Annotated in this window: 20 protein-coding genes and 1 pseudogene; 7 read left to right on the forward strand and 14 right to left on the reverse strand. The window is 64.8% G+C overall.

Annotation, left to right across the window (positions count from 1 at the left end; translation table 11 throughout):
- Nucleotides 1–1,262, reverse strand: a 1,262-nt coding sequence (locus ACESNG_RS04190) for an amidohydrolase family protein (protein WP_373067950.1), incomplete at its 3' end; no start/stop codon positions are given.
- A gap of 93 nt (nt 1,263–1,355) precedes the next feature.
- Here ACESNG_RS04190 and ACESNG_RS04195 point away from each other — a divergent pair.
- The gene (locus tag ACESNG_RS04195; RefSeq protein WP_373059338.1) at nt 1,356–1,847 is read left to right on the forward strand and encodes a hypothetical protein; all 492 of its coding nucleotides are present in this window, start codon (nt 1,356–1,358) and stop codon (nt 1,845–1,847) included.
- Between the two features lie 15 nt (nt 1,848–1,862).
- On the opposite strand, the gene ffh is transcribed toward ACESNG_RS04195, so the two are convergent.
- Nucleotides 1,863–3,239, reverse strand: coding sequence for a signal recognition particle protein (ffh, locus tag ACESNG_RS04200; protein ID WP_373059336.1), 1,377 nt, complete (start codon nt 3,237–3,239; stop codon nt 1,863–1,865).
- 291 nt (nt 3,240–3,530) lie between these two features.
- Between ffh and lon the strand changes: the two genes are divergently transcribed.
- Nucleotides 3,531–5,990 (forward strand): endopeptidase La, encoded by a 2,460-nt coding sequence (gene lon / locus ACESNG_RS04205; RefSeq protein WP_373059334.1) that lies wholly within the window; start codon nt 3,531–3,533, stop codon nt 5,988–5,990.
- 12 nt (nt 5,991–6,002) lie between these two features.
- On the opposite strand, the gene ACESNG_RS04210 is transcribed toward lon, so the two are convergent.
- From ACESNG_RS04210 to ACESNG_RS04225, 4 genes are read right to left on the reverse strand one after another with little or no spacing between them, the layout of a single operon-like run.
- Nucleotides 6,003–7,328 (reverse strand): DUF445 domain-containing protein, encoded by a 1,326-nt coding sequence (locus ACESNG_RS04210; RefSeq protein ID WP_373059332.1) that lies wholly within the window; start codon nt 7,326–7,328, stop codon nt 6,003–6,005.
- Nucleotides 7,329–7,332: 4 nt separating this feature from the next.
- On the reverse strand, nt 7,333–8,661 hold the full coding sequence (locus tag ACESNG_RS04215) for a hypothetical protein (RefSeq protein WP_373059330.1): 1,329 nt from the start codon (nt 8,659–8,661) through the stop codon (nt 7,333–7,335).
- An 11-nt stretch (nt 8,662–8,672) separates the two neighbouring features.
- The gene (locus tag ACESNG_RS04220) at nt 8,673–9,518 is read right to left on the reverse strand and encodes an A24 family peptidase (protein ID WP_373059328.1); all 846 of its coding nucleotides are present in this window, start codon (nt 9,516–9,518) and stop codon (nt 8,673–8,675) included.
- 51 nt (nt 9,519–9,569) lie between these two features.
- The gene (locus ACESNG_RS04225; protein WP_373059326.1) at nt 9,570–10,337 is read right to left on the reverse strand and encodes a TrmH family RNA methyltransferase; all 768 of its coding nucleotides are present in this window, start codon (nt 10,335–10,337) and stop codon (nt 9,570–9,572) included.
- A 111-nt stretch (nt 10,338–10,448) separates the two neighbouring features.
- On the opposite strand from ACESNG_RS04225, the gene ACESNG_RS04230 reads away from it, so the two are divergent.
- The gene (locus ACESNG_RS04230) at nt 10,449–11,270 is read left to right on the forward strand and encodes a M48 family metallopeptidase (RefSeq protein ID WP_373059324.1); all 822 of its coding nucleotides are present in this window, start codon (nt 10,449–10,451) and stop codon (nt 11,268–11,270) included.
- A 586-nt stretch (nt 11,271–11,856) separates the two neighbouring features.
- Nucleotides 11,857–12,021: a hypothetical protein gene (locus ACESNG_RS04235; protein ID WP_373059322.1), complete on the forward strand. Its 165-nt coding sequence runs from the start codon at nt 11,857–11,859 to the stop codon at nt 12,019–12,021.
- 7 nt (nt 12,022–12,028) lie between these two features.
- Here ACESNG_RS04235 and bchJ read toward each other — a convergent pair whose 3' ends face one another.
- Both bchJ and bchE read right to left on the reverse strand, forming a co-directional pair.
- Nucleotides 12,029–12,334, reverse strand: coding sequence for a bacteriochlorophyll 4-vinyl reductase (bchJ, locus tag ACESNG_RS04240; protein WP_373059344.1), 306 nt, complete (start codon nt 12,332–12,334; stop codon nt 12,029–12,031).
- 51 nt (nt 12,335–12,385) lie between these two features.
- Nucleotides 12,386–13,733 (reverse strand): annotated as a pseudogene (gene bchE, locus ACESNG_RS04245) (magnesium-protoporphyrin IX monomethyl ester anaerobic oxidative cyclase); the annotation flags it as partial.
- A gap of 169 nt (nt 13,734–13,902) precedes the next feature.
- Between bchE and ACESNG_RS04250 the strand changes: the two are divergent.
- The 3 genes from ACESNG_RS04250 to ACESNG_RS04260 all read left to right on the forward strand — a co-directional run bounded on the left by ACESNG_RS04250 (nt 13,903) and on the right by ACESNG_RS04260 (nt 15,793).
- On the forward strand, nt 13,903–14,310 hold the full coding sequence (locus tag ACESNG_RS04250) for a DUF2237 family protein (protein ID WP_373059320.1): 408 nt from the start codon (nt 13,903–13,905) through the stop codon (nt 14,308–14,310).
- Nucleotides 14,311–14,467: 157 nt separating this feature from the next.
- Entirely contained in the window at nt 14,468–14,695 is a 228-nt protein-coding gene (locus ACESNG_RS04255) for a hypothetical protein (protein WP_373067952.1), read from the forward strand.
- 72 nt (nt 14,696–14,767) lie between these two features.
- Nucleotides 14,768–15,793 (forward strand): S1/P1 nuclease, encoded by a 1,026-nt coding sequence (locus ACESNG_RS04260; protein WP_373059316.1) that lies wholly within the window; start codon nt 14,768–14,770, stop codon nt 15,791–15,793.
- A 56-nt stretch (nt 15,794–15,849) separates the two neighbouring features.
- Here the strand turns inward: ACESNG_RS04260 and ACESNG_RS04265 are convergent, their stop codons facing one another.
- The 6 genes from ACESNG_RS04265 to ACESNG_RS04290 all read right to left on the reverse strand — a co-directional run bounded on the left by ACESNG_RS04265 (nt 15,850) and on the right by ACESNG_RS04290 (nt 23,254).
- The gene (locus ACESNG_RS04265) at nt 15,850–16,287 is read right to left on the reverse strand and encodes a hypothetical protein (protein WP_373067954.1); all 438 of its coding nucleotides are present in this window, start codon (nt 16,285–16,287) and stop codon (nt 15,850–15,852) included.
- Nucleotides 16,288–16,613: 326 nt separating this feature from the next.
- Nucleotides 16,614–17,678 carry a hypothetical protein gene (locus tag ACESNG_RS04270; protein ID WP_373059312.1) on the reverse strand — a complete coding sequence of 355 codons (1,065 nt, stop codon included), beginning with the start codon at nt 17,676–17,678 and terminating at the stop codon, nt 16,614–16,616.
- A 149-nt stretch (nt 17,679–17,827) separates the two neighbouring features.
- On the reverse strand, nt 17,828–18,658 hold the full coding sequence (locus tag ACESNG_RS04275) for a purine-nucleoside phosphorylase (RefSeq protein WP_373059342.1): 831 nt from the start codon (nt 18,656–18,658) through the stop codon (nt 17,828–17,830).
- Between the two features lie 41 nt (nt 18,659–18,699).
- On the reverse strand, nt 18,700–19,770 hold the full coding sequence (gene add / locus ACESNG_RS04280; RefSeq protein WP_373067956.1) for an adenosine deaminase: 1,071 nt from the start codon (nt 19,768–19,770) through the stop codon (nt 18,700–18,702).
- Nucleotides 19,767–20,009, reverse strand: a complete 243-nt coding sequence (locus ACESNG_RS04285) for a hypothetical protein (protein ID WP_373067958.1) — start codon at nt 20,007–20,009, stop codon at nt 19,767–19,769. Before ACESNG_RS04285 ends, add begins: the two co-directional genes overlap by 4 nt.
- A gap of 17 nt (nt 20,010–20,026) precedes the next feature.
- Nucleotides 20,027–23,254, reverse strand: a complete 3,228-nt coding sequence (locus ACESNG_RS04290) for a 5'-nucleotidase C-terminal domain-containing protein (protein WP_373059306.1) — start codon at nt 23,252–23,254, stop codon at nt 20,027–20,029.
- Nucleotides 23,255–23,301: the final 47 nt, after the last annotated feature.

Genomic DNA, 23,301 nt, shown 5'->3' on the forward strand with positions numbered 1-23,301 from the left:
ATGTTGTCCTCGTCGATGATGAAGTAGATCGTGCCCACACGCGTGCCATCCTTCACTACCAAATCCATCGCCGTCTCTTCCGGTGTGGTACCACGCAGCTTGGCCACCGCCGCCAGTGTCTTGCCCGTATACTGCTTGAGCGAGTCGGCCTTGAAGCCCGACAGGACCACGCGTTCGGGCGACCCGGCAGCCAGCAGCAGGCTTTCCCACTGATCGGTCGGCGTACGCATTTCCTTGGCAACGCGCTGGCGGATCACCGGATCCTGCAGACGCTTCGTCCACGCAGCGTAGCCGCCTTCTTGCACCCACGGCGGCATCGCGGCGTCGAGTCCGGTGGCACCTGCCGTGTACGGATAGATGTCGGCAGTGATCTCCAGCCCTTCCGCGCGCGCGGCTTCGATACGCGCCAGCACCTTCTCCATCTTCGGCCAGTTGCTCTCACCAGCAGCCTTCAGGTGATAGATCTCGGCGCGCACACCAGCGTCGCGCGCAATCGTGATCAACTCCTCGACGGCTTCCTCGAGGCGCGCGCCCTCACTGCGCAGGTGCGAGATGTACATGCCGCCGAATGGCGCGGCGGCCTTCATGAGCGCCACCAGTTCCGGCGTCTTCGCGTAAAAGGCCGGCGCATAGATCAACGATGAGCCCACGCCGAGTGCGCCTTCTTCCATGGCCACGCGGACCTCGGCCTGCATGGCTTCGAGTTCCAACGCGGTGGGAGCGCGATCATCCCATCCCACGTGATTGGTCCGTACCGTGGTCGCGCCGATGAACGACGCGATGTTGGTGCTGATGCCCTTCTTCACCAACGAGTCCTGATAGCCGCGCAACGTGCGCCAGTTGATCGGGAATGTGATGTCACCCTGTTGCGAAATCATGTCGGCGCGCAGCGTATCGGACAGCGGCCCCATCGAGTCGCCCTCACCCATTACTTCGAGCGTGACCCCTTGTCGGATGTCGCTCTGACTGCGTCCGTCTTCGATCAGCGACTCCGTGGCCCAGCTCAACATGTTGATGAAGCCGGGTGCAACCGCCAGTCCATCGGCCTCGAGCTCGATCCGCCCGGATCCGCTCACGGTGCCGATGGCGACGATGGAATCTCCACGGATCGCTACATCCCCCACGATCGGTGCGCCGCCGGAACCGTCGTAAAGGGTGCCGCCACGAATAACGACGTCGTAATCGGCGGCAGCAGAACAGGCAGCCAGGACCAGCAGCGCGGTCAGTCGAGATACCGCACGAAAGTGGGAGAAGCGAGTCATAATCAGAGATTACGTGTTTCTGACGTCTTCCGGAACCATCGGCGCTGGCGAAAGGGTTTCCCTCCGCGCCACCCGCGCCGCTAGCTTTCGCCCATGGCCAAGTCACTTACTCCCTATCGATTACTGACACCCGAGCGGCGCTTGTCGCTCGTCACCTCCGCCCTCGCCAAGCACAAGGGCGCGCGCACTCTGTATTCGCAACGTCTCGCCGCCAAGGGCGGCGGGTTCCGCGCCGCCACGCTCATGTCATGGCCGGTCGACAAGCTCGCCCGCGAATTCGTGCGCCTGAATGCCCAGACGCCGCAGGATGAGCTGGAGCTGCTCCAGCTGCTCTACGTCGATCTCGAACCGCAGATCCAGATCACTTTTCTCGATGCTGCCGGCGTGACGCACGAGGCCGGTGTGATCCCCGAAGAGCTGGAACCGCCGTATGCCGACGCCGAAGCGGTGGCGCGTGGCGCCGCGGCGGTCGTTACGCAGCATGGTGACGAGGGGCGCCATTACCTGCGCACGCTGGTCACGTACAATCTCCCGTCGTGGCCAGGATTGGATTCCGAACTGGTGAACACAGAAACGGCGAGCTGAGGCTCGCCGTTTCGTTCACCGCATTCCGAACATCCCGCCGCCACCGCCGCCGAATGGCAGGCGGGGCATTCCACCGCCCCCCTTGCCACCGGCGCCGCCGGGCCCGCCGCCCATCTTCTTCATCATCTTCTGCATTTCGCGGAACTGCTCGAGCAGCTTGTTGATCTCGCTCACCGGCCGACCGCACCCTTTCGCGATACGCGCCCGGCGCGAGCCGTTCAATATCTCCGGCTTCTTCCGCTCCTGCGGCGTCATGGACAACACGATGGCCTCGATGTGCTTCATGCGCTTCGGGTCCATCTTGACGTCCTTTAACATCTTCGAGTTCACGCCCGGCAGCAGCTTCAGCAGATTCTCGAGCGGTCCGAGCTTCTGCATCTGACGCATCGCCGTGAGGAAGTCCTCGAGATCCATGCCTTCCTTGCGGACCTTCTTCTCGAGCTTCTTCGCTTCGGTGGCGTCGAACGTTTCCTGCGCCTTCTCCACGAGCGACACGATGTCGCCCATCTGCAGGATGCGACCGGCCATGCGCTCGGGATGGAACTCCTCAAGCGCATCGGGCTTCTCACCGACACCGATGTACTTGATCGGCTTCTTGAGCACGCCGTAAATCGAGAGCGCCGCACCACCGCGCGCATCGCCGTCGAGCTTGGTCAGGATTACACCCGTCACGTTCAACGCTTCGTCGAAGCCCTGCGCAATCCTGACCGCTTCCTGACCGGTCATGCCATCGGCCACGAACAGAATTTCGTCGGGCTTGATCGCAGCCTTGAGCCGCTTGAGCTCGTCCATCATGTCCGTGTCGATCTGCAAACGACCGGCGGTGTCGATGATGACCACGCGATCGCGCGCCCGCATGCCCTGATCGATGCCGGCCTTCGCGATCTTCACGACGTCCTTCGTATCGCGATCGGCGTACACCGGCACGTTCAGCGCACGGCCCAGCGTCTCGAGCTGATCAATGGCGGCGGGGCGGTATACGTCGGCCGCCACCAGTCGTGTCGACTTGTTCTCGAGCATCAACTTGCGGGCGAGCTTGCCGGCTGTGGTCGTCTTTCCCGACCCCTGCAGGCCGACCATCATGATGATCGTCGGCGGCAAGGTGCTCATCTTGAGCCCCTCGCGCCGTTCGCCGAGCATCGCGGTGAGCTCGTCGTGAACGATCTTCACCAACTGCTGGGCCGGCTGGATCGTCTTGATCTGCAGCACACCGACGGCCCGCTTCTCCACCCGTTCGAGGAACTCACGCGTAAGCGAGAAATTCACGTCGGCTTCCAGAAGAACGCGGCGAACCTCGCGCAGCCCTTCCTTGATGTCGGCATCGGTGAGAACGCCACGTCCGCGAAGCTTCGCGAAGACGTTCCCGAGTTTGTCTGATAGTTCGTCGAACATAGACCTGAAAGGCTAACCCACGCGGTCGCCTCATACAACCATCGCGGTGGAGCCGTGGGGCTCGAGCCCATCGCGGGCCGCCCGCACGCTACTCCCCGCCCGGGCCGTGACGCCGAGCATCCGTTTCGTGCCTGGGGGGTGACGAAACAGGCCACCCATAGCGCAACTTCCGTCGGAATCACGCGTTGTACGCCGTTCGGCCCGTCCTATAATTGGCGTAGCTCGGTTCACGCTGTCACTTTCTTCGCCGGTCACGTGTCACGATCGAATCCGCGGTTCCCCAGCATTCCGATGCCTCGCGGCCAGCGCAAGGAAGAAATTCTTCGCGCCGAGCTGTCTCCTACGCTGCCCTTGATGGCGCTGCGCTCCACGATCGTGTACCCACTGGGGACGATCGCGGTGCAGATGGGCGCCCCCGAGAATCTCGCGCTCCTGCGCGCGCACGAGGAATCCGGGCTGATCGTCGCACTCGTCGTGGCCTCCGGAGACGGAGACGACGCGATCGATCCGCACAATTTCATCGGGCGCGTGGGCGTCGCGGCTCGCGTGCACGAGCGCATCAACCTGCCGGGCGACACGGTCCAGATTACGCTGCAGGGACTACGGCGCATCACGATCGACGCCATCGATCAGGTCAACCCGTTCGCGATCGCGCAGATCCAGGGCGCGAAGGAAACGCCGGCTGAGCCGATGGAGCTCGACGAGCTCGTGGTGCGCACCGTGTCCGCCGCGGAGACGCTGGCCGAGTTGGTCGATCGCATCCCGAACGAAGTGCCGCAGATCCTCAAGATGAATGTGTCCGATCCCGGACGCTTCGCCGATCTGGCGGCCACGAACATGAACTTGCGCATCTCCGACAAGGAGGAGGTGCTGCAGCGTCTCGATATCGGCCATCGCATTCGCTTCATTCTTTCGCGCCTCGAGCGTGAAGTGGCCCGCGCCCGCGTGATGGATGACGTGAAGAAGCAGACCGAGGTCAAGATCGAGCAGCATCAGCGCGAGTTCTACCTCCGCCAGCAACTACGCGCGATTCAATCGGAGCTGGGCGAGGCCGATCCGAACGAGAAGGAATCAGTCGATCTGCTGCGCCGGATCGACGAAGCGCGTCTTCCCGAAAAGGTCGCGAGCGAGGCGCGCCGTGAAACGGAACGGCTGCGTATGCTCTCGCCCGCGTCCAGCGAGTATCAGGTGTTGCGCACGTATCTCGATTGGGTGCTCGCCCTGCCCTGGCATGCGCGCAGCGGCGACGATCAGGAGATCGTGCTCGCCAAGGTCGAAGACGCGCTCAGCGATCGTCACTACGGCCTCGACGAAGCGAAGGAACGCATCATCGAGTATCTCGCCGTGCGAAAACTGCGCGGCGGCGATCCCACCGGCCCGATCCTCTGTTTGGTGGGGCCGCCGGGCACCGGCAAGACCTCGCTGGGTGAAGCGATCGCCAAATCCATCGGCCGCGAGTTCTATCGCATTTCGGTAGGCGGTGTACGTGATGAAGCCGAGATTCGTGGACACCGGCGCACCTACGTAGGCGCGATGCCGGGGCTCCTCATTCAGGCGCTGCGTCGCGTGGAAGTGCGCGACCCGGTCATCATGATCGACGAGATCGACAAGATGAGCAACGGCGGCAGCTCGGGCGATCCGACAGCAGCCATGCTCGAAGTCCTCGATCCGTCGCAGAATACGACGTTCGTGGACCACTACTTGAACCTGCCGTTCGACCTGTCGAGCGTGCTGTTTATCTGCACGGCAAACAACCTGTACGATATTCCCGGTCCGTTACGCGACCGCATGGAAGTGATCCAGATTGCGGGTTACACCATCGAAGAAAAAGTCGAGATCGCCCAGCGGTATCTGATGCCGCGCCTGTTAGAGGACCACGGACTCACCACCGACGACATCAGCGTACCGGAGCAGACGCTGGGGTTCATCACCAGCCGCTACTCGCGTGAAGCCGGTCTGCGCACGTTCGAACGATCGCTCGCGTCGCTGCTGCGCAAGCGCGCCCGCGCCAAGGCCGACGGCGACGTCACGTCGTGGGAGATCGGCATCGAGCGGGCCGAGGAGATCCTGGGCACGCCGCGCTTTTCCATGGAAGAAGCCGAGATGGAGCCGGAAATCGGCGCCGTGACCGGCCTCGCCTGGACGAGCACCGGTGGCGACATCATGACGATCGAAGCGCTGCGCATGCCGGGCAACGGCAAGCTCACCGTGACCGGTCAGTTGGGCGACGTGATGCGCGAGTCGGTCGACGCCGCGTACTCATTCGTTCGTTCACGCGCGGTCACACTCGGCATCGAGGACAGCGAGTTCCGCGAATCCGACATGCACCTGCATTTCCCCGCAGGTTCGATTCCGAAAGACGGCCCGTCAGCCGGTATCGCCGTCACCCTGGCGCTCGCCAGTGCACTCTCGCGCCGTCCGGTCCGTCGTGATCTCGCGCTCACCGGCGAAGTTACGCTGCGTGGACGCGTGCTCGAAATCGGTGGCGTAAAGGAGAAGGTCCTGGCGGCGTACCGCGCGGGGCTGCGCGAAGTGATCATGCCCAAGGGCAACGAGAAGGACGTGCGCGACGTGCCGCAGGAAGTGCGTGACAAGATGGCATTCACCTTCGCAGCCACCATGGACGAAGTGCTGCATCTCGCGTTGCTACCGCATGCGGATACGCATCCGGCCGACGCGCTGCCGCTCGGCTCGATCAGTGGGGTCGCGACTTCGGATGATCGCGCAACCGCGGTGGCGTTGGATCGGTAGCGCCGACGCCAATCACCGAGCGAGCAGCAACCCCGCCGAATACAGAATCAACCCGACCAGTCCGCCCACGATCGTCCCGTTGATCCGAATGAACTGCAGATCGCGACCGATCTGCAGTTCGATTTTCCGGGACGTCGCATCGGCGTCCCATGCTGCGACGGTGGCCGAGATCAGCTTCGCGACTTCCTCGCGCGCCTGCTCCACCGAGTAGGACACGATCTCTACGATCCAGCCATTCACCTTGGCCGAGAGCGCCGGGTCCGCGAGCACTTTTTGCCCGAGGCCAGCCAACCACTTCTCGATCTGATCCGGCTCCTTGTCGGTGTCGGCGGCGAGCCGCTGGGCGTAGGTAGCGATCCGCTCCTTGACATCGCCCCACACGTCACGCGAGAAATCCGCGACGCCGGGATGGGCCAGCACATCGAGCTTGATCTGCTCGAAGCGCGCGATGGTCTCGGGGTTCTCCCGCAGCGAGACTACAAAGCGGTCCACTGCCTCGTCGTATCTCTGACGCAGCGGATGATCGGGGTCGGCCGCGACCGCCACCAGCGTCTTTTCCACGCCGCTCACGATCTTGTCTCCCAAGCGATTATCCACGGCTCCGGGCACCCACCACGGGCTCTCCGCTTTCACCTTCTCGCGGATCATCGCCTCGTTCTCGTTCAGAAATCTGGCCGCGAGACGCAGCGCGTCATCCAGCAGCGCCTGATGCCGTCCGCCGGTGGTGAGTAAGTCGAACAGCCGCGCCATGAGCGGCGCCGCCTGCATGCGCCGCAACCGCGACACGATGCCACGATCCACCAGCTCCTGCACGTCTTCGTCGCGCATCACTCCCACTGCACCCGAGAGCCCGTGCGCCGCCTGTCGCGCCAGACGCCGACTGTTCTCAGGCTGCGCCAGCCATTGCGCCGCGCGGTCACCGAGGTTCATGGCCGCGATCTTGGCCATAACCACGTCACGTGTCAGGAAGTTGCGCTGTACGAAATTGCCGAGCGCGGTGCCGATGCGATCCTTTCGCGAGGCGACAATGGCCGTGTGCGGAATCGGGATCCCCAGCGGGTGACGGAACAGCGCCGTGACCGCGAACCAGTCGGCGATACCACCTACCATAGCGGCTTCCGAAAACGCCCGCACAAAACCGAGCCAAGGGTACCGCGACTCGAGCAGGCGCGTGACTACGAACAGCAGCGCGACGCCTACCAGCATCAGCGTGGCCGCCCGCTGCATTCTCACTAGGCGGACGCGCTTGAGTTCGTCGTCCGGTGTGATCTGCAGGGCGGGTGGTCCCGCAGCGGCTGCGGTTGCCGTGACCGCTTCCGTGACTGGCGGGATCGCCATGTTGTTAGCGGGCGACGGTGATGCCGGCCAGGTCGATCAGCGTGGCGCCGATCCGTGCGGGAGTGTCCATGTAGATCACTACGGGCTGGCCGTCCACCTGTTCCAGCCTCACCGTAACCATGCGCGCGATTCGCGTGCCCTTGGCCGGCACATCGTACTGCCGCGACGTGGCGCCGGCCGGGAACTCGATGCGCGCCATCTCGTAGCGCCGACGCGCGGCATCGCCCATGAGATCGAGAAAGTCGGCGGCGTCTACTGCCGAATCCCACGCCGTCGCCCAGACCAGCGCATCACCATCGGCCGTACGGACCACCGCGAACTTGTCGCCGTCTCCACCACCCGCGCCGCGACGGGCCAGCGTTTCATCCTTGAGGTGCTGCACCAACAGCAATCGCGTTTCGAACTCGCCGAAACTGTTGCTGTACACCACCGTGCCGGTGCGCGGCGCGGGCAGTGTGACCGTAACCGGCACGTCGCGCGTGGCCTTGTTGTCCGTGAAGTAGGCCGCGTCATTCAGAATCTGCTTGGTGGAGATCGGCAGGTCCATGAGCAGTTCCTTCTCGGGACGCTTCTCGATGAAGCGCCGCACAAAATCGGCCCCACCGAGATACGGAAACAGCAACCCTTCGCGCACGGCGCGCGGTGCGGCCGAAAACACCGGCATACCCGTCTGCGCGTCTTTCATCGCATCGCGAATGCGATCCCAGCCCCCGGGCATCTTCAGCATCGGCCCGACGTTCGGATCCATGCGAAGTTGCAGGAACACCGCTTCGCCCTCGAGTACGGCCTGCGCCGCCGCTTGACGATCCGCGTTGTCCACCTGCGCCTGCACCGAGTCGATCTTCACGTACTGATCCTGCAGCGCGTGCACCAGTTCGTGCGACACCGTCTGACGCAGCATCACCGAAGGAGCACCGTCCACCACGTACAGCACCTTCGTAGCGGGATCGTAGTAGCCTACAATCTGCTCCTCGAGCAGCTTTTGCAGCAGCGCCAGCAGATTCATGGTGTCAGGCATCATGCCCAGCAGCTTGTACGCCGACTCTTGGCCGGCCAGCTGCTTGCGCGCCCGCTCACTTTCGAGCTGCTGGCGCACGAACTTGCCGACCTCATCGCGCGTGCGGGATTCGATGCGCGGCGGCGTTTTGAAGGTCAGCCCCGTTTCCTTCTCGATTTTCGGCACGAACTCCGCCACCAGTTCCGCATACGGCCCTTCCCCCTGCGGAGTCTTCTCGCCACAACCGGCGATCGTGGTCAGGGCGGCGCACACGCCCAGCAGGCGCACGCAAAGCACCTTTCGGCGACGAGTCGAGACGGGGGAAATGATTCGCATCAGCATCGAGATCAGGTCGGGAACGCGCGCTGCAGATACCACGCGATAAGGGGATCTCCCCAAAGCAAGACCAGCATGGCAGCAGGCGCAAGGAACACCCCGAACGGCACATCGGGGAACTCGAACGCCGCGTCGGTACCACGCGTGCGCCACTTCACGATGGGCCCCACGATGAGCAAAAACACCACGGCGCCCACGAACGCTCCCACGACAATCGTGAGCAACGAACGCTCGGCCCCAAGTGCGGCGCCGACCACGGCCATGAGGGTCGAATCGCCGAAGCCCATCGCTTCGCGCCTCATGATGACTTCAGCCAGCCAGCCGATGATCGTGATCGCACCGGCACCGGCGCAGGCACCGATGAACGCCGCCCACGGCGACGCAAAGTGGGAGGTCTCGCCGATGAAGAAGTTCGCGATCGCCGCCGCGAACACCAACACCAGACCGCTGATGGTGAAGCCGTCAGGAATCAGATACGTCATGGCGTCGGTCACCGCGATGCCGAACAGGACCGTGCCGAATACCGCGACCCGCAGTGACTCGAAGGTCAGCCCGAACGCCACGAAGCTCGCCACCCACCCCAGCGCCACGATCAATTCGACGGCCGGGTACTGTATCGAGATCGGCAAGCTGCAGCCACGACACTTCCCCCGCAGCAAGACCCAACTGAGCAGCGGAATATTCTCGTGCCAGGCGATCGCGCGCTCGCACTTCGGGCAACGGGAGCGCGGTCGCACCACACTGAGCTCGGCCGGCCAGCGCGAAATGCACACGTTCAGGAAGGACCCGATCGAAGCCCCGAGCACGAACACCGGAAGGAGCACGAGTACGAAAAAGTCAGCAGTAAGTGGCAGCACAGAATTGGGCGAAGGGCAAACGGCGAAGGTGAAACGGCGGCGAAGCAGCGACTACCGGACGCGCAGCGAATGCAGCAGGATCCCGGCGGCCACCGCCACGTTCAGCGACTCGATACCGGTCGCCATCCGGATCGCGACCCGCGATGTGACCGCCGCCGCGATTTGAGGTGACAAGCCGGCCCCTTCGTTGCTCACCACCAGCGCGAGACGCGCCGGCAGAGAGTCCGCCGTGACCTGATCGAGAGGCACCCCATCGGTGTCCGCCGCCCACACCGGCACGGCGTGCGCTGCGGCATATTCCGCGAACGCGTCCCACGACATCGGCAACGCCGGGTGCACGAAGAGTGCGCCCATCGTGCTACGGACGACTTTAGCGTTCCACAGGTCAACGGTTCCCGGCAATGCGACCGTGGCCGTGACGCCCAGCGCCGCCGCCGTTCGTATTACCGTGCCCACGTTGCCGGGGTCCTGCAGGGCGTCCAGCACTAAAAATCGGCTGGAAGGGCCTTCAGGTGCCCGCAAAGACCGCTCCGGGATCGGCGCCACGGCCAGCACACCCTGCGGCGTGTCAGTACCCGCCGCGCTGTCCAGCTCCCCGTCGCTCACCTCGACCACGGGGATGCCCCTGCCGTCCGCCGCCTCCGCCAGCTCCCGCCCACGGGGCTGATCGCGCAAACCAAGAGTGACGAGCAGCCCGTCAACCGGCAGTCCCGACGCCAGTAACGCCTCGACTGTACGCACCCCCTCCGCCACAAATCGGTGCTCCCGCTCACGCGCTTTCCGGCGCTGCAGGTCACGAGCCAGTGTCAGTAGCTTCACAGATGCAAACGGGTGCGAGTGGGGTATGCCTCAGGGTGTGGCACGGGCCATGCCGTGGTGCAGGCCAGACGCACCTTGAGACTAGACCAGCATTTCGGACAGGCGACTGCCATGCGTGAGAATACACGACGGAACAGCCAGTTGGCGATGATCGGCCTCACGGCCTCGTTCGCCGGGACGGCCTGTGTGCCGCCAACTCAACAAGAAGTGGCGATGGGCAACGACTACGCGCAGCAGGTCGAGCGCGAGCTTCCCATGATTCGCGACCCCGACATCGTGCGCTACATCAACGTGCTCGGCGACTCCATCGCCCGGGTCTCCGACGACCGAAGCCTCACCTGGCGCTTCAACGTGGTCGACCAAGGGGAGATCAACGCCTTCGCCGTACCCGGCGGCCATATCTACGTATACCGGGGCCTCATCGAGAAGACCACCGACATGTCTGAACTCGCCGGCGTGCTGGGCCACGAGATCGCACATGTGACGCAGCGCCACAGTATGCAGCAGATGGCCAAGGCGCAGCGCGCGAACATCGGCTTGACGGGGCTCTGCATATTCGTGCCGTCGGCCTGTCAGGGCGTGGCCGGCGCGGCTTTGCAGGTCGGTGCCCAAGCCGGCTTCGCGAAATTCAGCCGTGACGACGAAGCCTCAGCCGACAAGTTCGGCGTCACGTACGTAACGCGCGCCGGCATCGATCCGCGCGGCATGCCGAGCATGTTCCGCATTCTCCTCGCCGAACGCCAACGTAACCCCAGCGGATTGGATGTGTTCCTCGCCTCGCACCCGATGGAAGAAAGTCGTGTCGCCAACACCGAAGCGGAAATCGAAAAGCTGAACCCGGTCGTTTTGAAGTCGCTTACCCGCGACACGCGGGCCTTTCAGACGTTCAAAACACGCTTGGCGGGGCTGCCGCGGACGCCGACGCGGCGGTAGTGAGCGGGGGTGGGATTAAGGTGGACGCGACGGCAGAGAACGCTGCAGGCGCCGATCATCATTGTGTTATCGCCCCGCGTCGCGCGCGGCGCGTGCCGGCGGCGTCTGGCGGTGAGGCGACCACCGACTCGGGCATCGTCATTGACGCTTCCGTCTCCGCAAACCTTTAAATTGAGTATCGGCGGATGCGCAGGGACCGGAAGTCGACACCACATTCGATCGCACGATACGCTCGCGGCAGCGCTGCTGGCCATGCGCCGGATGGAGCATCCGGCTCGCGCCCGCGACAGGTGTGCTCCACGACCCCCGCCACCTCGTGGTCGCGCGAGCGGTGGGGTCTCGAACCGCGTGCTCCATTTTGGCAGCGTCGTCCCGGGTCTGGGTGCTGAGGTATGTCGCAGTGCGTCGGGGGTGTTCGCGCCCGGCTGGTCAGGTGACCTCCTGCTCACGGGCACGTCCCAGTTCTGTGTGGCGGTGTTGTGGTGGGTTTCTCCGCGGCTCCCGTCACACACATGCACCATCTCATGGGTGGGCGTTCTCTCCAGCACCGCGCCCGGCCGGGCCCTCTGGGTGCGCCTGGAGCGTCATGTGGGCTTACGCGTGCACCGAGATTGCCGTCTTTGATGTAGAGGGCGTGCTGGTTGCTACGATTTCGCCGGCACGCCTCGTCGCGCCCAAGCGCGCGGGTCGCGCGCAGGACATCGTGGATCTCAGCGCGCGGAAGGAACTCCGCAGGCTGCGCGCCGCGTGACGAGCCCCTATCTGACCGCCAGCGCAAACTCACACCCCGCCGCACCCGTGGCCTCGCACGCGACTTCGTGTACGCGCGCCGTCGGCGAAACCAGACGGTGCAACATCTGCTCAAGCGTGCCCGCGTAAAAGTGACAGGTGGGCACCGGCTCGTGGAGCGCGCGGCCCATCGGGCAGTGCGTGAGCACCAATCGTAATGGCGCTCCGCGGCTGTGCGCGACGTGCACCGTCGCCGTTCCGGCGAACGTCCACGTGTGGCGCATGATCCCCGCCAGCAGCGTCCGCAAGGCGAGCCGTGCTGGAAGCGCGCGCATGAGCAGCTGCGCGAGACGCGGGATACTGTACGCGATCAGGTAGTCTGCCGTCCGGCGATAGGGATCCTTGTCCCAGAGGTAGCCACCGGTAGCCTTCTTGAAGTAAAAGCGCCCGTAGTTCTTGAGCACGCCGGCAAGCACCTCGTCGCGAGTCATCACGTCGGGTTGGATGATCGGGGTGACGAAGTTGTACTTGGCGTAGTCGCGCACTTCGACCTTGTCGCCGAGGTCTTGGAAGAGGTCGGAGAAGGGCCACGGCGTGTAGCAGTTCCAGTTCACGAGGTCGGGCTTCCAGTCCTGCGCCATCGCGTACGTTTCCGCCAGCGTTTCGGGGGTTTCGTTCTCGAGACCGACGATGAACTGCGCCTCGGTGACGATACCATTGTCCCTGAGCAGCTGAATCGCCTTTTTAGGACTGCTCGACTTTGTTCTCCTTGTTGAAGCGGTCGAGCTTGAGCTGCGCGGCGGCCTCGGTGCCGAGCGACACGTGCACGAGCCCTGCTTTGCGATAGAGCGGCAGGAGTTCCTCGTCACGCAGGATGTCGGTCACGCGCGTGTTGATGCCCCAGTGGATTCCGAGGTCGCGTCGCACGAGCTCTTCGCACAGTTCGACGAACTTCTTGCGGTTGATCGTCGGCTCCTCGTCGGCGAGGATGAAGAAGCCGATCTTGTGCACCTTCACGAGGGTTTCGATTTCGTCGACGAACTTCTTCGGGTCGCGCGTACGATACTGACGCCAGAATTTCCACTGCGAGCAGAAGCTGCAGGTGAAGGGGCAGGTGAAGGGGCAGCCGCGCGCGAAATTGGGGACGGCCACGCGGCAGTTGAGCGGGATGTAGATGTACTTGCTCCAATCGAGAATCGCCCAGTCTGGCGTGAGCGAATCGAGCTCTTGGATCGGCGGGTGCGGTGTGGTGGCAATGGGCTGTCCGTCACGCCGGAACGCGATACCGCAAATTTCGTCGCGGGTCGTCTCAAGCGTCCCCTCGGCAATCGCCTTCACCACGTTGACGACGATCTCCTCTCCCTCGCCGCGCACGATGTAGTCGATCGCCGGGGCCTCGTTGAGGACCTGCCCGTACATGAAGGTGCCGTGGATCCCGCCCAGCAGCGTGACCGCGTTGGGGTGGATTTTCTTCGCGAGGGCCATCGTCTCCTGCGCCTTATAGCTGGCGGGGGTGATGGCGGTACGCAGCACGGCGTCGGGCTGCTCAGCGCGGAGGATGAACTCCAGCGCGTCGTCGGTGACATGGTCGGTCATCGCGTCGATGAACCGGATGTCGAGAAAGCCAGCGGACTTGAGCGCGCCGCTGATGTAGGCAACCCAAGCCGGTGGCCAGTTGCCGGCGATCTCTGCACCGCCCGAGTGGTAGTTGGGGTGTACGAGGAGGATGCGCATGCGGCGAACTCCGAGGCGTAACGTGTCAGTGTGGCGTGACGGTTATCGTGGTGGTGTTGCGGCATCGTGTCACCGCGCGCGGGGTGCCGCTGTCGGGGCTTTACCGAAATACGTGTCGGATTTTGCTTGATAGCTCAACCAACCGTTCTTCCTTGACGATGAGGACACTGTGACGAACGAGCTTCCTGACCAGTTGGCACCGCGCAACGTGCTCGGTGGTACGCTCGACTGCTGCTGCACGGCGCCACGCACTGGATACTGGCGCGATGGCTTTTGCCGCACCGGCCCGCAGGACGTAGGATCGCATACGGTGTGTGCGGTGGTGACTGCCGAATTTTTGGCGTTCTCGCGGGCGCGCGGCAACGACCTCGTGACGCCGCGCCCGGAGTATGACTTTCCAGGGCTACGGCCGGGTGATCGGTGGTGCCTCTGCGTACTGCGTTGGCGGGAGGCACTGGAGGCCAACGTGGCCCCGCCGGTGGTTCTCTCGGCCTGTCATGAACGCGCCCTTGATGTGGTGTCACTCGCCGAGCTTGAGGCGCATGCGCTGAGTACGGGCGCCGCTGGAGGTGGCTGAATGGCGCGGCGGCGGGGCGACATCAGTGCGGGAATGCCAGCCGTTCCCCGACACGCACAGCCCGTGCGGCCGGAACCGGTGACACCATGACCGCGACGGGCGGCGTCGCCAGGTCCCCTGTCCAACAAGCCGGTGCGCGGAGAGCGCGGTGAAGACCTTGGAGATCGATCCGATCTCGAAACACGGCGACGGTGCCCAGTCCCGCCTCGTGATGCGCCCGCTCGGCCGCACGATCAACCTGCCGCACACCACATCAACACTTTGCGCCACGTCGGCATTGGTCCTCGGCGATGGACGCTGGTCGTGCGCGACGCGGACGATGTCAGTGGTGATTCGACGCGTCGCCTTCACCGACGGCACTCGCCAGCAATGGATGACCGCATGACGACCGCTCGTGAATCGGGCTGAGCGTCGATTCGTGGATGTCATTGGCGGTATTCCGCGGTATCCTCATCGTGTGCAAATACTCAAACTGCTCGTCTGCCTCTTCGCGCTCACGCCCGCCACGGTGTCCGCGCTAGATAACCCTGCGCCGCACGCCCCCGTGGTGCGTCGCTGGGACGCGATTAGCCATCGCGCGATGGCCGCCATGGCCTATGATCGCCTCAGTCAGCCGGTGCGCGACCGGGTCAACGCGTTGCTGCGGGAACACCCCGATCTCACCAGTTTGGCGGAAGGCATCGATGTGCAGACCATCGCGGGTATGCGCGAGCTTTTCATTCGTGTGTCCGTCTGGCCCGATCGCATCCGCAGCGATGCCCGCTTTTACCGCGAATCCAGCGCCGACGCGACGCCCACGCCGCTACTCCCCGGCTTCCCCACCATGGCGCGGCGCGACGGGTGGCACTATTTGACACGGTCATTTTCGTTGGACGGTACGCCCCCAATTGCGCTCACCGAACCCAACGCCGCCAGCGAGTTGCCCAAAATGGCCGACGCCCTGGCGGACCGGGCGGTGCCGGCCAGTGTGCGCGCGTACCACTTGGGGTGGATCGTTCACATCGTGGGCGATCTGCACCAGCCGGTGCATGGCACCTCGCGCTCCAGTACGGCCGACCCCAACGGTGACTCTGGTGCGAACCGCGTCTGGGTACGTACGCCGCGTAGTGACACCGACTCCACCAACCTGCATGCCGTCTGGGATGGCATGGTTGGACGAGTGTCGCGGGACTTCCCGCTCGACGAGGTCGCGCGCGGCCTCGAGTCAGCGCTGCCGATGGCCGATGCGCCGGGCGACGACCTGCTGATTCCTGACGGTGCCGCGCTCGCCGCCACCGTGAAGTCGTGGGCCGACGAAAGCGCCACGCTGGCCCGCTACGTCGCGTACGACCTCCCGCCGCGCGAGGGCAACGCGCCGCCCATGCTCTCCACCGACTACCTCGCACGCGGCGAGGTGATCGCGCGCACACGTCTAGCGCTCGCCGCGTATCGACTCGCAGCGTTGCTCGAGGCGCGCTTGGGCGACCGGGCGCCGGCGAAGTAGCCCGCGACGGCGGCGCCAAGCACTGCGGCTGGCCTCCGGAGGCACCGGTCACACCATCACCACAAGGTGACGAGCATCGGAAGACGCCATTTGAGCTGGTAGCCACGCGCTTGGCGGGTGGAGGGCTGCACGTACTCGCGGGGGCACTCAACGCGCCGCTCCCCGCGATGTGGTGCTTCGTGTTTGGGGCGCTCAGTTCTCCCACCGACCCGATCGCCATGGGCGCGATTCTTCGCTCCTTCGGTGCACCCGAAGCTCTCAACGCCACCGTCACCGGCGAGTCGCTGTCCACAGGGGTCGGCGTCGTGATCTTCAGCGTACTGCTGTAAATCGCGTCCGGTGGCGACACGTTTACGGTCGGGCACGTCGGGAAACTGTTTGCCGTGGAGGCGATGGGCGGGTGCCTGCTTGGCGCCGCCGCGGGCTGGCTCACCAATCGCCTGCTCTCCCTCGTGGATGACGATCAGATAGTCGGGAGCAGCGGGCGCACACACGCCATGTCCATCACGACGCCGTCACGCCTCGACGACTTCTGGGAGCTGATCCACGAGTTCCTCAACCCCATTTTTTGTCGTAGTCGGGATCGAAGTGGTGATCGTGGAGTTCACGAATACGTCTGGTCTCCTTGGCGCCTTGGCGCTGGCGCTGGATACGCGTCGGAGCCCGGTCGATCCTGGCGTGGAGCGGATGCTCGGCAACACGGTGTCACGGTACCGCACTCGACCCATCCGTGCTCGTCCCCGGTCAACGCCGTTGCGTCCTCCGTCCTACGACCGCTGCGCCGCGGATGAACACGAACAGCGCACCGTACGCCGAGCATTCAACGCAACCGATACCGAGCCAGTTTGATCACATCGTCGTCATCCATCACCGCCAGCAGAAACTCGTTCCCGCTGGCAATCACGGGCAGATGCACCACGGCGCGAATCGGGAGCGTGACGCGGAACATCGACTTGCCAGCCCCGTCGAATACGTCGAAGGTGGTACTGGATCGTTTCCACGGGGAGACATGCGCCACCCACAGGCGCCCTTCGTTATCCACGTGCAGACCGGCGATGCCAGACTTCGTGGTCGGCACCTTGGCCGGATCGAAGTCGCTCGTGGCGTACTTGGCCAAGCGATCGCGCACCGTGCGAACGGTCTCGTTTCGCTCCTCGCGACTCACCGGCAGCAGCGGAATGTCGATCGCGGTTCGCGCGACTGTGTCCAACTTTCCGTACGCGAGACGCGCGACGCGGGTGCCGCCCGCGGAGGCGCACCAAAAGTAGCCGCGCCGATCTGCGACGCGACCACCACCCAAGGTAAAGGGGTATGACGCCATCATCATGCCCTTGCCGGGCGTCTCGGCGCGGTATTCGCTCGTGGTGGAGCGCAGGCCGCACTCGGGGTGGGGAATCGTGCCGCGTACCGTCCCATCGCGATCGACGCGACGGAATTGCGCATCCTTTCCGATCTCTTTGTCAATCAGGTAGCCCGACGTATCGAACCAACCCTCCCAGCGATAGCCGTAGCCACCAATCTTGAGCGTGATCGCGCGCTGCGGCGCGCCGCTGGCTGCGAACACCAAGAGTCGCCCATTGGCCGGATCGTTCACCCACACCGCGCCATCGGGCGCCACGGCGAGTCCGTTGGCATTGCGCATCTCACCAGGACCGCTGCCCTGACGGCCCACACTCGAGAGCGGCGCACCCTTGGCATCGTAGCGGCGGATCGTCTGGTCCTTAAAGTCGAGAGCCCACACGGTGCCGTCCCTCAGCAGCACGTAGTCGCGCAGGTCGCCAAACGGTTCACCAGATTCTGAACCGTCCACCTGCCACAACAGCGATGCGTTGCGGGCCACGGACGACTGGGCGGGCAGCGGGAGGCTCGCCACAGTTAGCGTCATGAGCAGGCACGGTACAATCATTAAACGGGTCATTCCGCTAAGGTGCGATCAGCGCCCAGCGGCGTCAAGATCGACACGCAGCCGACCGCTGGTGTCCTGTGTTGCGGTCTCATGCGCACAGCGCCGCGCGGCATACTCCTGCCGCCTCGTCAGGGCAAACGCCCCACGAAATCCGTGATCAGCGCTTCGAAGCGGCCGGCGACCGCTCGACCAGTTTCCATCACCTCGGCGTGATTGAGTTTTTCGAGCGAGAGACCGGCCGCCTTGTTGGTAATGCAAGATACGGCAGCCACGCGCATCCCGAGGGCGCGCGCGACTATCACCTCAGGCACCGTCGACATCCCCACGGCATCGACGCCGAGCCGCTCCAGCATTCGCACTTCGGCCGGCGTTTCGTACGTCGGCCCCAGTAGCCCGCAGTACACACCATCGTGCAACGGCACGCCAGTCGTTCGCGCCGACTCATGCAGCAGAGTGCGCAACTCCGCGTCGTACGGATCGGACATATCCGGGAAACGCTCGTCGCCCGGCTCCACGGCGCCGAACAGCGGATTCCGGAACATCAGGTTCATGTGATCGGAGATCACCATGAGATCGCCCGGATTGAACGTACGGCGCACACCACCGGCCGCGTTCGACGCGAAATAGACCTTGACGCCAAGCGCATGCATCACGCGCACGGGAAAGGCGGCCAACGCCGCGTCGTGGCCCTCGTATAGGTGAAAGCGGCCGGCCAGCGCTATCACGTGTCGCCCGCCCAACAGACCGATCAGCATCTGACCGGCATGGCCAGCCACCGTGGCCGTGGGGAAGCCCGGCACATGCGAGAAGGGAATGCGTACCGAGCGCTCGATCCGGTCGGCCAGTCCACCCAACCCGGAGCCGAGCACGATCCCGCACACCGGTACGGGGGCATCGGGTCCGAGACGCTGCCGGATGTACTCCGCGGCCACCTTGGCGGCCGCGGCCCCCGGCACCATCCGCTGCGATTCGAACGATTGGGTGACGAAAGCGCGCTCGTTCATAGGGTCACCTGGATGTCTTCCGCGTCGGCCAACAGGTTGCCGATTTCGATGGCGATATTCTCGCGCAACGTTTCACGCTCCACGTGTGGCAAAAACGCCGAGTCGAATGACGTGATCGCGAGCATGGCCAGCGTGTCGAGATCGAAGTCGAGGTGCTGCGCACAGCGCACGTACTCGTCGGTGAGCGACACGCCGCTCATCAGGCGATTGTCGGTGTTGATCGTGACCACCGCGCCCATGACCACATACCGCGCCAGTGGATGGTCGCCGAAACTGGGCACCACGCGCGTCTGCACGTTGCTGGTCGGGCACACTTCGAGCGTGATCCGGTGATCGATCACATACGCCTCCAGCGACGGATCTTCGCGCAGCCGTGTGCCGTGACCGATCCGATCGGCGGCGCAACGGTGCAGTGCTTCACGAATGCTGACCGGGCCATCGCCTTCGCCCGCATGCACCGTGACGGCGAGATCGTGCGCACGTGCGTAGTCGAACGCCAGCGCGTGGGCCGTGGCCGAGTTGCCCAGCTCGCCGCCGGCGAGGTCGAAGGCCACCACGCCCTTGCCTTTGTACGCCACCGCCAGCTCGGCCATCACCATCGCGTGCGGCCACGGCATGCTGCGCAGCGCACAAACGATCACGCGGGCCAGTGTACCCGTCTCCTTCTGGCCGCGCGCGAGACCGCGCCCCACGGCCTGCATCACGTCGTCGAGCGACAGGCCGCCGCGCACATGGAGCGCGGGGCAGAATCGCGCTTCGATGTAGCGCACCCCGTCGAGCGCCGCATCGAGGACGAACTCGTGTGCGATGCGCTCCAACGACACCGTGTCCTGCATCGCCGCCAGCGTGACGCCGAAGCGCGCGAGGTAATCCTCGAGATTGAGTGCGTGGTCGACCCGCATCCAGTCGCCGAGCGCGGTGGCCGTCACCACGGGAAGCGGGAGATCGCGCTCCACCGACAGCTCGAGCAATGTAGACGGCCGCAAGGAACCGTCGAGATGACAATGGAGATCTGCCTTCGGCATACGCTGGACGATCTCGATGAACGCCGGATTCAGCGTGCTCACGAGGTCGCCTCGTTCATCTGCTCGCGCACCGGAACGACTCGATAGATCGAGCCACCGACCAGCGCCTGCGACGCGCTGACCGGCAAACCGCGACTATCGGTGAGACGCTGGCGCCCGGCATCCACCTCGGCGGCCAGTTCAGGAAAGAGCGCACGGACGGCGTCGACCGCCACCGAACCATGCGGCACCGATACGCCACGTTCGTTCACATACACCCGAAGTGCGTCGGGCACTGACATCGGAGAAACCACATCACTCATTTTGGTGCTCCCGCGCCAACGGCGCGAATACGTTCGGTCGGATCGCCGCGCACGGGCTGCGGCAGCTCCTGCAGGTAGCTCGCCAGCATGTCGATGTCACGCACCGTCAGCACCTCGACTGAAATGGTGCGCGCCAGCGAGGCGCCCTCGGGATCGTCGATCATGAAGTCATTGATAGCCAGCGAGTAAATCCGGTCGGGATCGAGTGGCGCGCCGTCAGCACCGAGCACACGCAGTACGCGCTGACCCTGCGGCTTGGCGGGATCGTATTCGATCGCGAGTCCACTCACATGTGTATTCGGACGACCGTTCCATACCCACCGTTCGGCCGCCGCCACGAGATCGCGCCCGCGCAGGCGAATGCGCACCAACACATTGCTGAACGGCGAAATGCCGTGCACACCGCCAAACGTGATCGGACCGGCCGGGATATCGGTGCGGATGCCGCCGTTGTTCCACGCGCCGAAGTCGGCGTTGCCCTTCACTCGTGTCGCGTCAGCCACGAGATTGCCCAGTGCATACTGATTGCCGCGACGTTGCAAAGGCGCCGCGATCGTTGCCACGGACCGATCCATCCGTGTCTGCACCTTCGCCGTGGCCGCCGCGACGATCGAGTCCACGAGGGGATCGGCACCGGCTCGTTCTTCGCCGAACACGTTGCGAATCTCGGCGCGCGCCTGGCCGCCATCGAGCGGGACGTCCACTACCGCGATCGCTCGGCCATTGGACGACGTCTGTACAACCGGCATCTCGCGCCGACGCAGCACGATGTTCGTGTGCGAGTGACCCATCACGAACACATCGGGCTTGTCCGTGAGCTTCGCAATGATATCAAGGCCACCACCCGAACAGACGTCTGGCTTGTCGCGATCGCAGCGGGCGCCATCGTGCGCGAGCGCGATGACCACCTGCGCTCCGCCCGCGCGCAGTGCGCGGACGCGCGCGCTAATGATCGGTGCCGCGTCGAGGAACTTGAGCTGCCGCACATTGCGCATTTTGGTCGACGTGCCCGTGTGCTCACCGGCGGTGCCGACGATGCCGATGCGCACTCCGCCTCGCACCACTACGGTGTCGGCCCGCAGCCAGGGCAGCGGACGTCCGTCGGCCCCTCGCACATTGGCACCCAGCACCGCGTACTCAAGCTCTTTCAGACGCATGCGGAGTGTATCCTGCCCGAAGTCGAACTCGTGATTCCCGATGGCGCCCGCCGCCACGTGGAGCCGGTTGAAAACGGCCACCGTGGGTTTACCTGCATCCCAGTCGGAGGCCGGAGCACCGGAGAACAAGTCACCGGCATCGACCACCACACTCTGGCACTGACCGCGGCACTCGCGCTGCGCCTTCTCGATCGCCGCTGACAGCGCCACCGCACCACCTTGCGCGCGTCCGCGTTCGTCCGGGCGGCTCGCGAGCGCGCCATGGAAATCACTCATGGTGATCACGCGCAGCGTACGCCCCGCTTGCCGCGCCCCCGCCCCCGGCGCCGCCCCCGACATCGGCGCCGAGGCAGCCGCTGGCGCACCACCGGCTGCCTCGCCCGCGCGAGCGCGGTTCTGCTCGCGATAGGCGATCGCCCGCGCTGCGGCCGGTTCCAGACGCCAGTTCACCGTGGCGTACCGGGCCGGATCGAGCGTGCCTGCCTTGGCCACAGCGTCGATGATCAGCGAGCGGATGTCGACATCCTTCTGGAACACAACCGGCGCACTGGTCAGCATCGCGTACCCACCACCGCCACTCTGGCGATAGTTGTTCAGCGCCATCGTGAACGAATCCGTGGGCTGCACGGCGCGGCCATTCCGCGTGAGCGTCGTGATGCGTGCACCGGCGGGCTTCGTGAGGTCGATCACGTAGTCCACGCCCGTAACCACGTCGAAGTTGTAGCCGGGAATTTTCGGGTCCACCAACCCACCGGCTGGCGCCGTGCCATCTGGCAAGAGTGTGCGGTAGTACAAGGCCGACTGCTCGAGGAACGCGCGCAGCTGCGAACCGGAAATGCGCACGGCCCGCAGCGTATTCTCGTAAGGATAGAGTCGCGACAGTGCCGCCTGCGTCACTGCGCCGGTGTCGAGCGTCGCATCGAGCGAGAAAGCGGCAGTAGCCGCAAGTTCTGCACCCGACTCCCGGCGCATCACTTCGGTGATCAGGTCGGTGATCGGCGCGTCGACCACGCGCGAACTGTCGGCACGCCACGTCACCGCCGTGCGCCCCACCGGCGTGGTCACCCACGCCACCGTGGCCTTGTGCGTCGCAGCGGAGGCCGCCAGCACCGCCGGCGACTCGGCGTGGCCAGCCACCTTCACCGATTGGCCGCGGTGCTTCACGACCGCCCACTTGCCCTTCGACTTCTCGAGCGTCAGCGTGGCCAGAGCCACCGATGCCGCCCAGTTACGCGGCTGCACCAGCAGCGCGCCGTTGATCGTGGAATCCACCAGCTCACGGTGCGAGTGGCCGTACACTACGAGATCGATACCGTTGATTTCACGCGGCACGCGCGCGGCGACGTTCTCCGAGGCAAGGCCCGTCCCGACCGTATCGTAGGTCGTGGCTTCGTCCAACCCGGAATGCAGCAGCACCACCACCACATCGGCCTTCCGCCGCTTCACGTCCGCCACCGCGCTGCGCACCGACGCCACAATATCGGTGACCGTGAGACCGGCCTCCCGCAGATTGTCGCGATCCCAGAGCATCGAGCCCGGCGTGGTCCCGCCGATGATCGCGATACGCACGCCCTGCTTGTCGATCAGCGTGTACGGCGCCACGAACGGGCGCCCTTGGGCGTCGCGCACGTTGGCGGCCACGAAGGGGAAAGCCGCCTTGGCGATCGCCGCCCGCAGCGCCGGTACGCCGTAGTTGAACTCATGATTCCCGATCACCGCAGCGTCATAGTGCATGACGTTCATGGCGGCGATTACCGGATGTACCGGCGGCGGGGCGACCTTGGCCGCCACATACAGCAGTGGATTGCCCGAGAGGATATCCCCACCCTCGACCAAGAGGACCCGCCCCGGATTGGCCGTACGGACCGAATCCACGATCGTGGCCGCCCCGGCCAGCGTGCGGGCCGGATCGGGAGCGTTGGCGTAGTAGTCCCACCCCCGCAGACGTCCGTGTACGTCAGTAGTGGCGGCAATGATCAGGTCGAACCGCCCCGACTGCGCAGGAAGGGGGGCGACCGCGGACAGTGTCAGTACGGCCGCGGCGAAGAGCGAAGGCAAGCGTCCCATCGAGGAAAGCTAGCAACGGCGCTGGTGAACCGCTTGCCCCTCCTCTC

It is taken from the genome of Gemmatimonas sp., assembly GCF_041689975.1.
In the GTDB taxonomy this organism is placed as follows: Bacteria; Gemmatimonadota; Gemmatimonadetes; order Gemmatimonadales; family Gemmatimonadaceae; genus Gemmatimonas.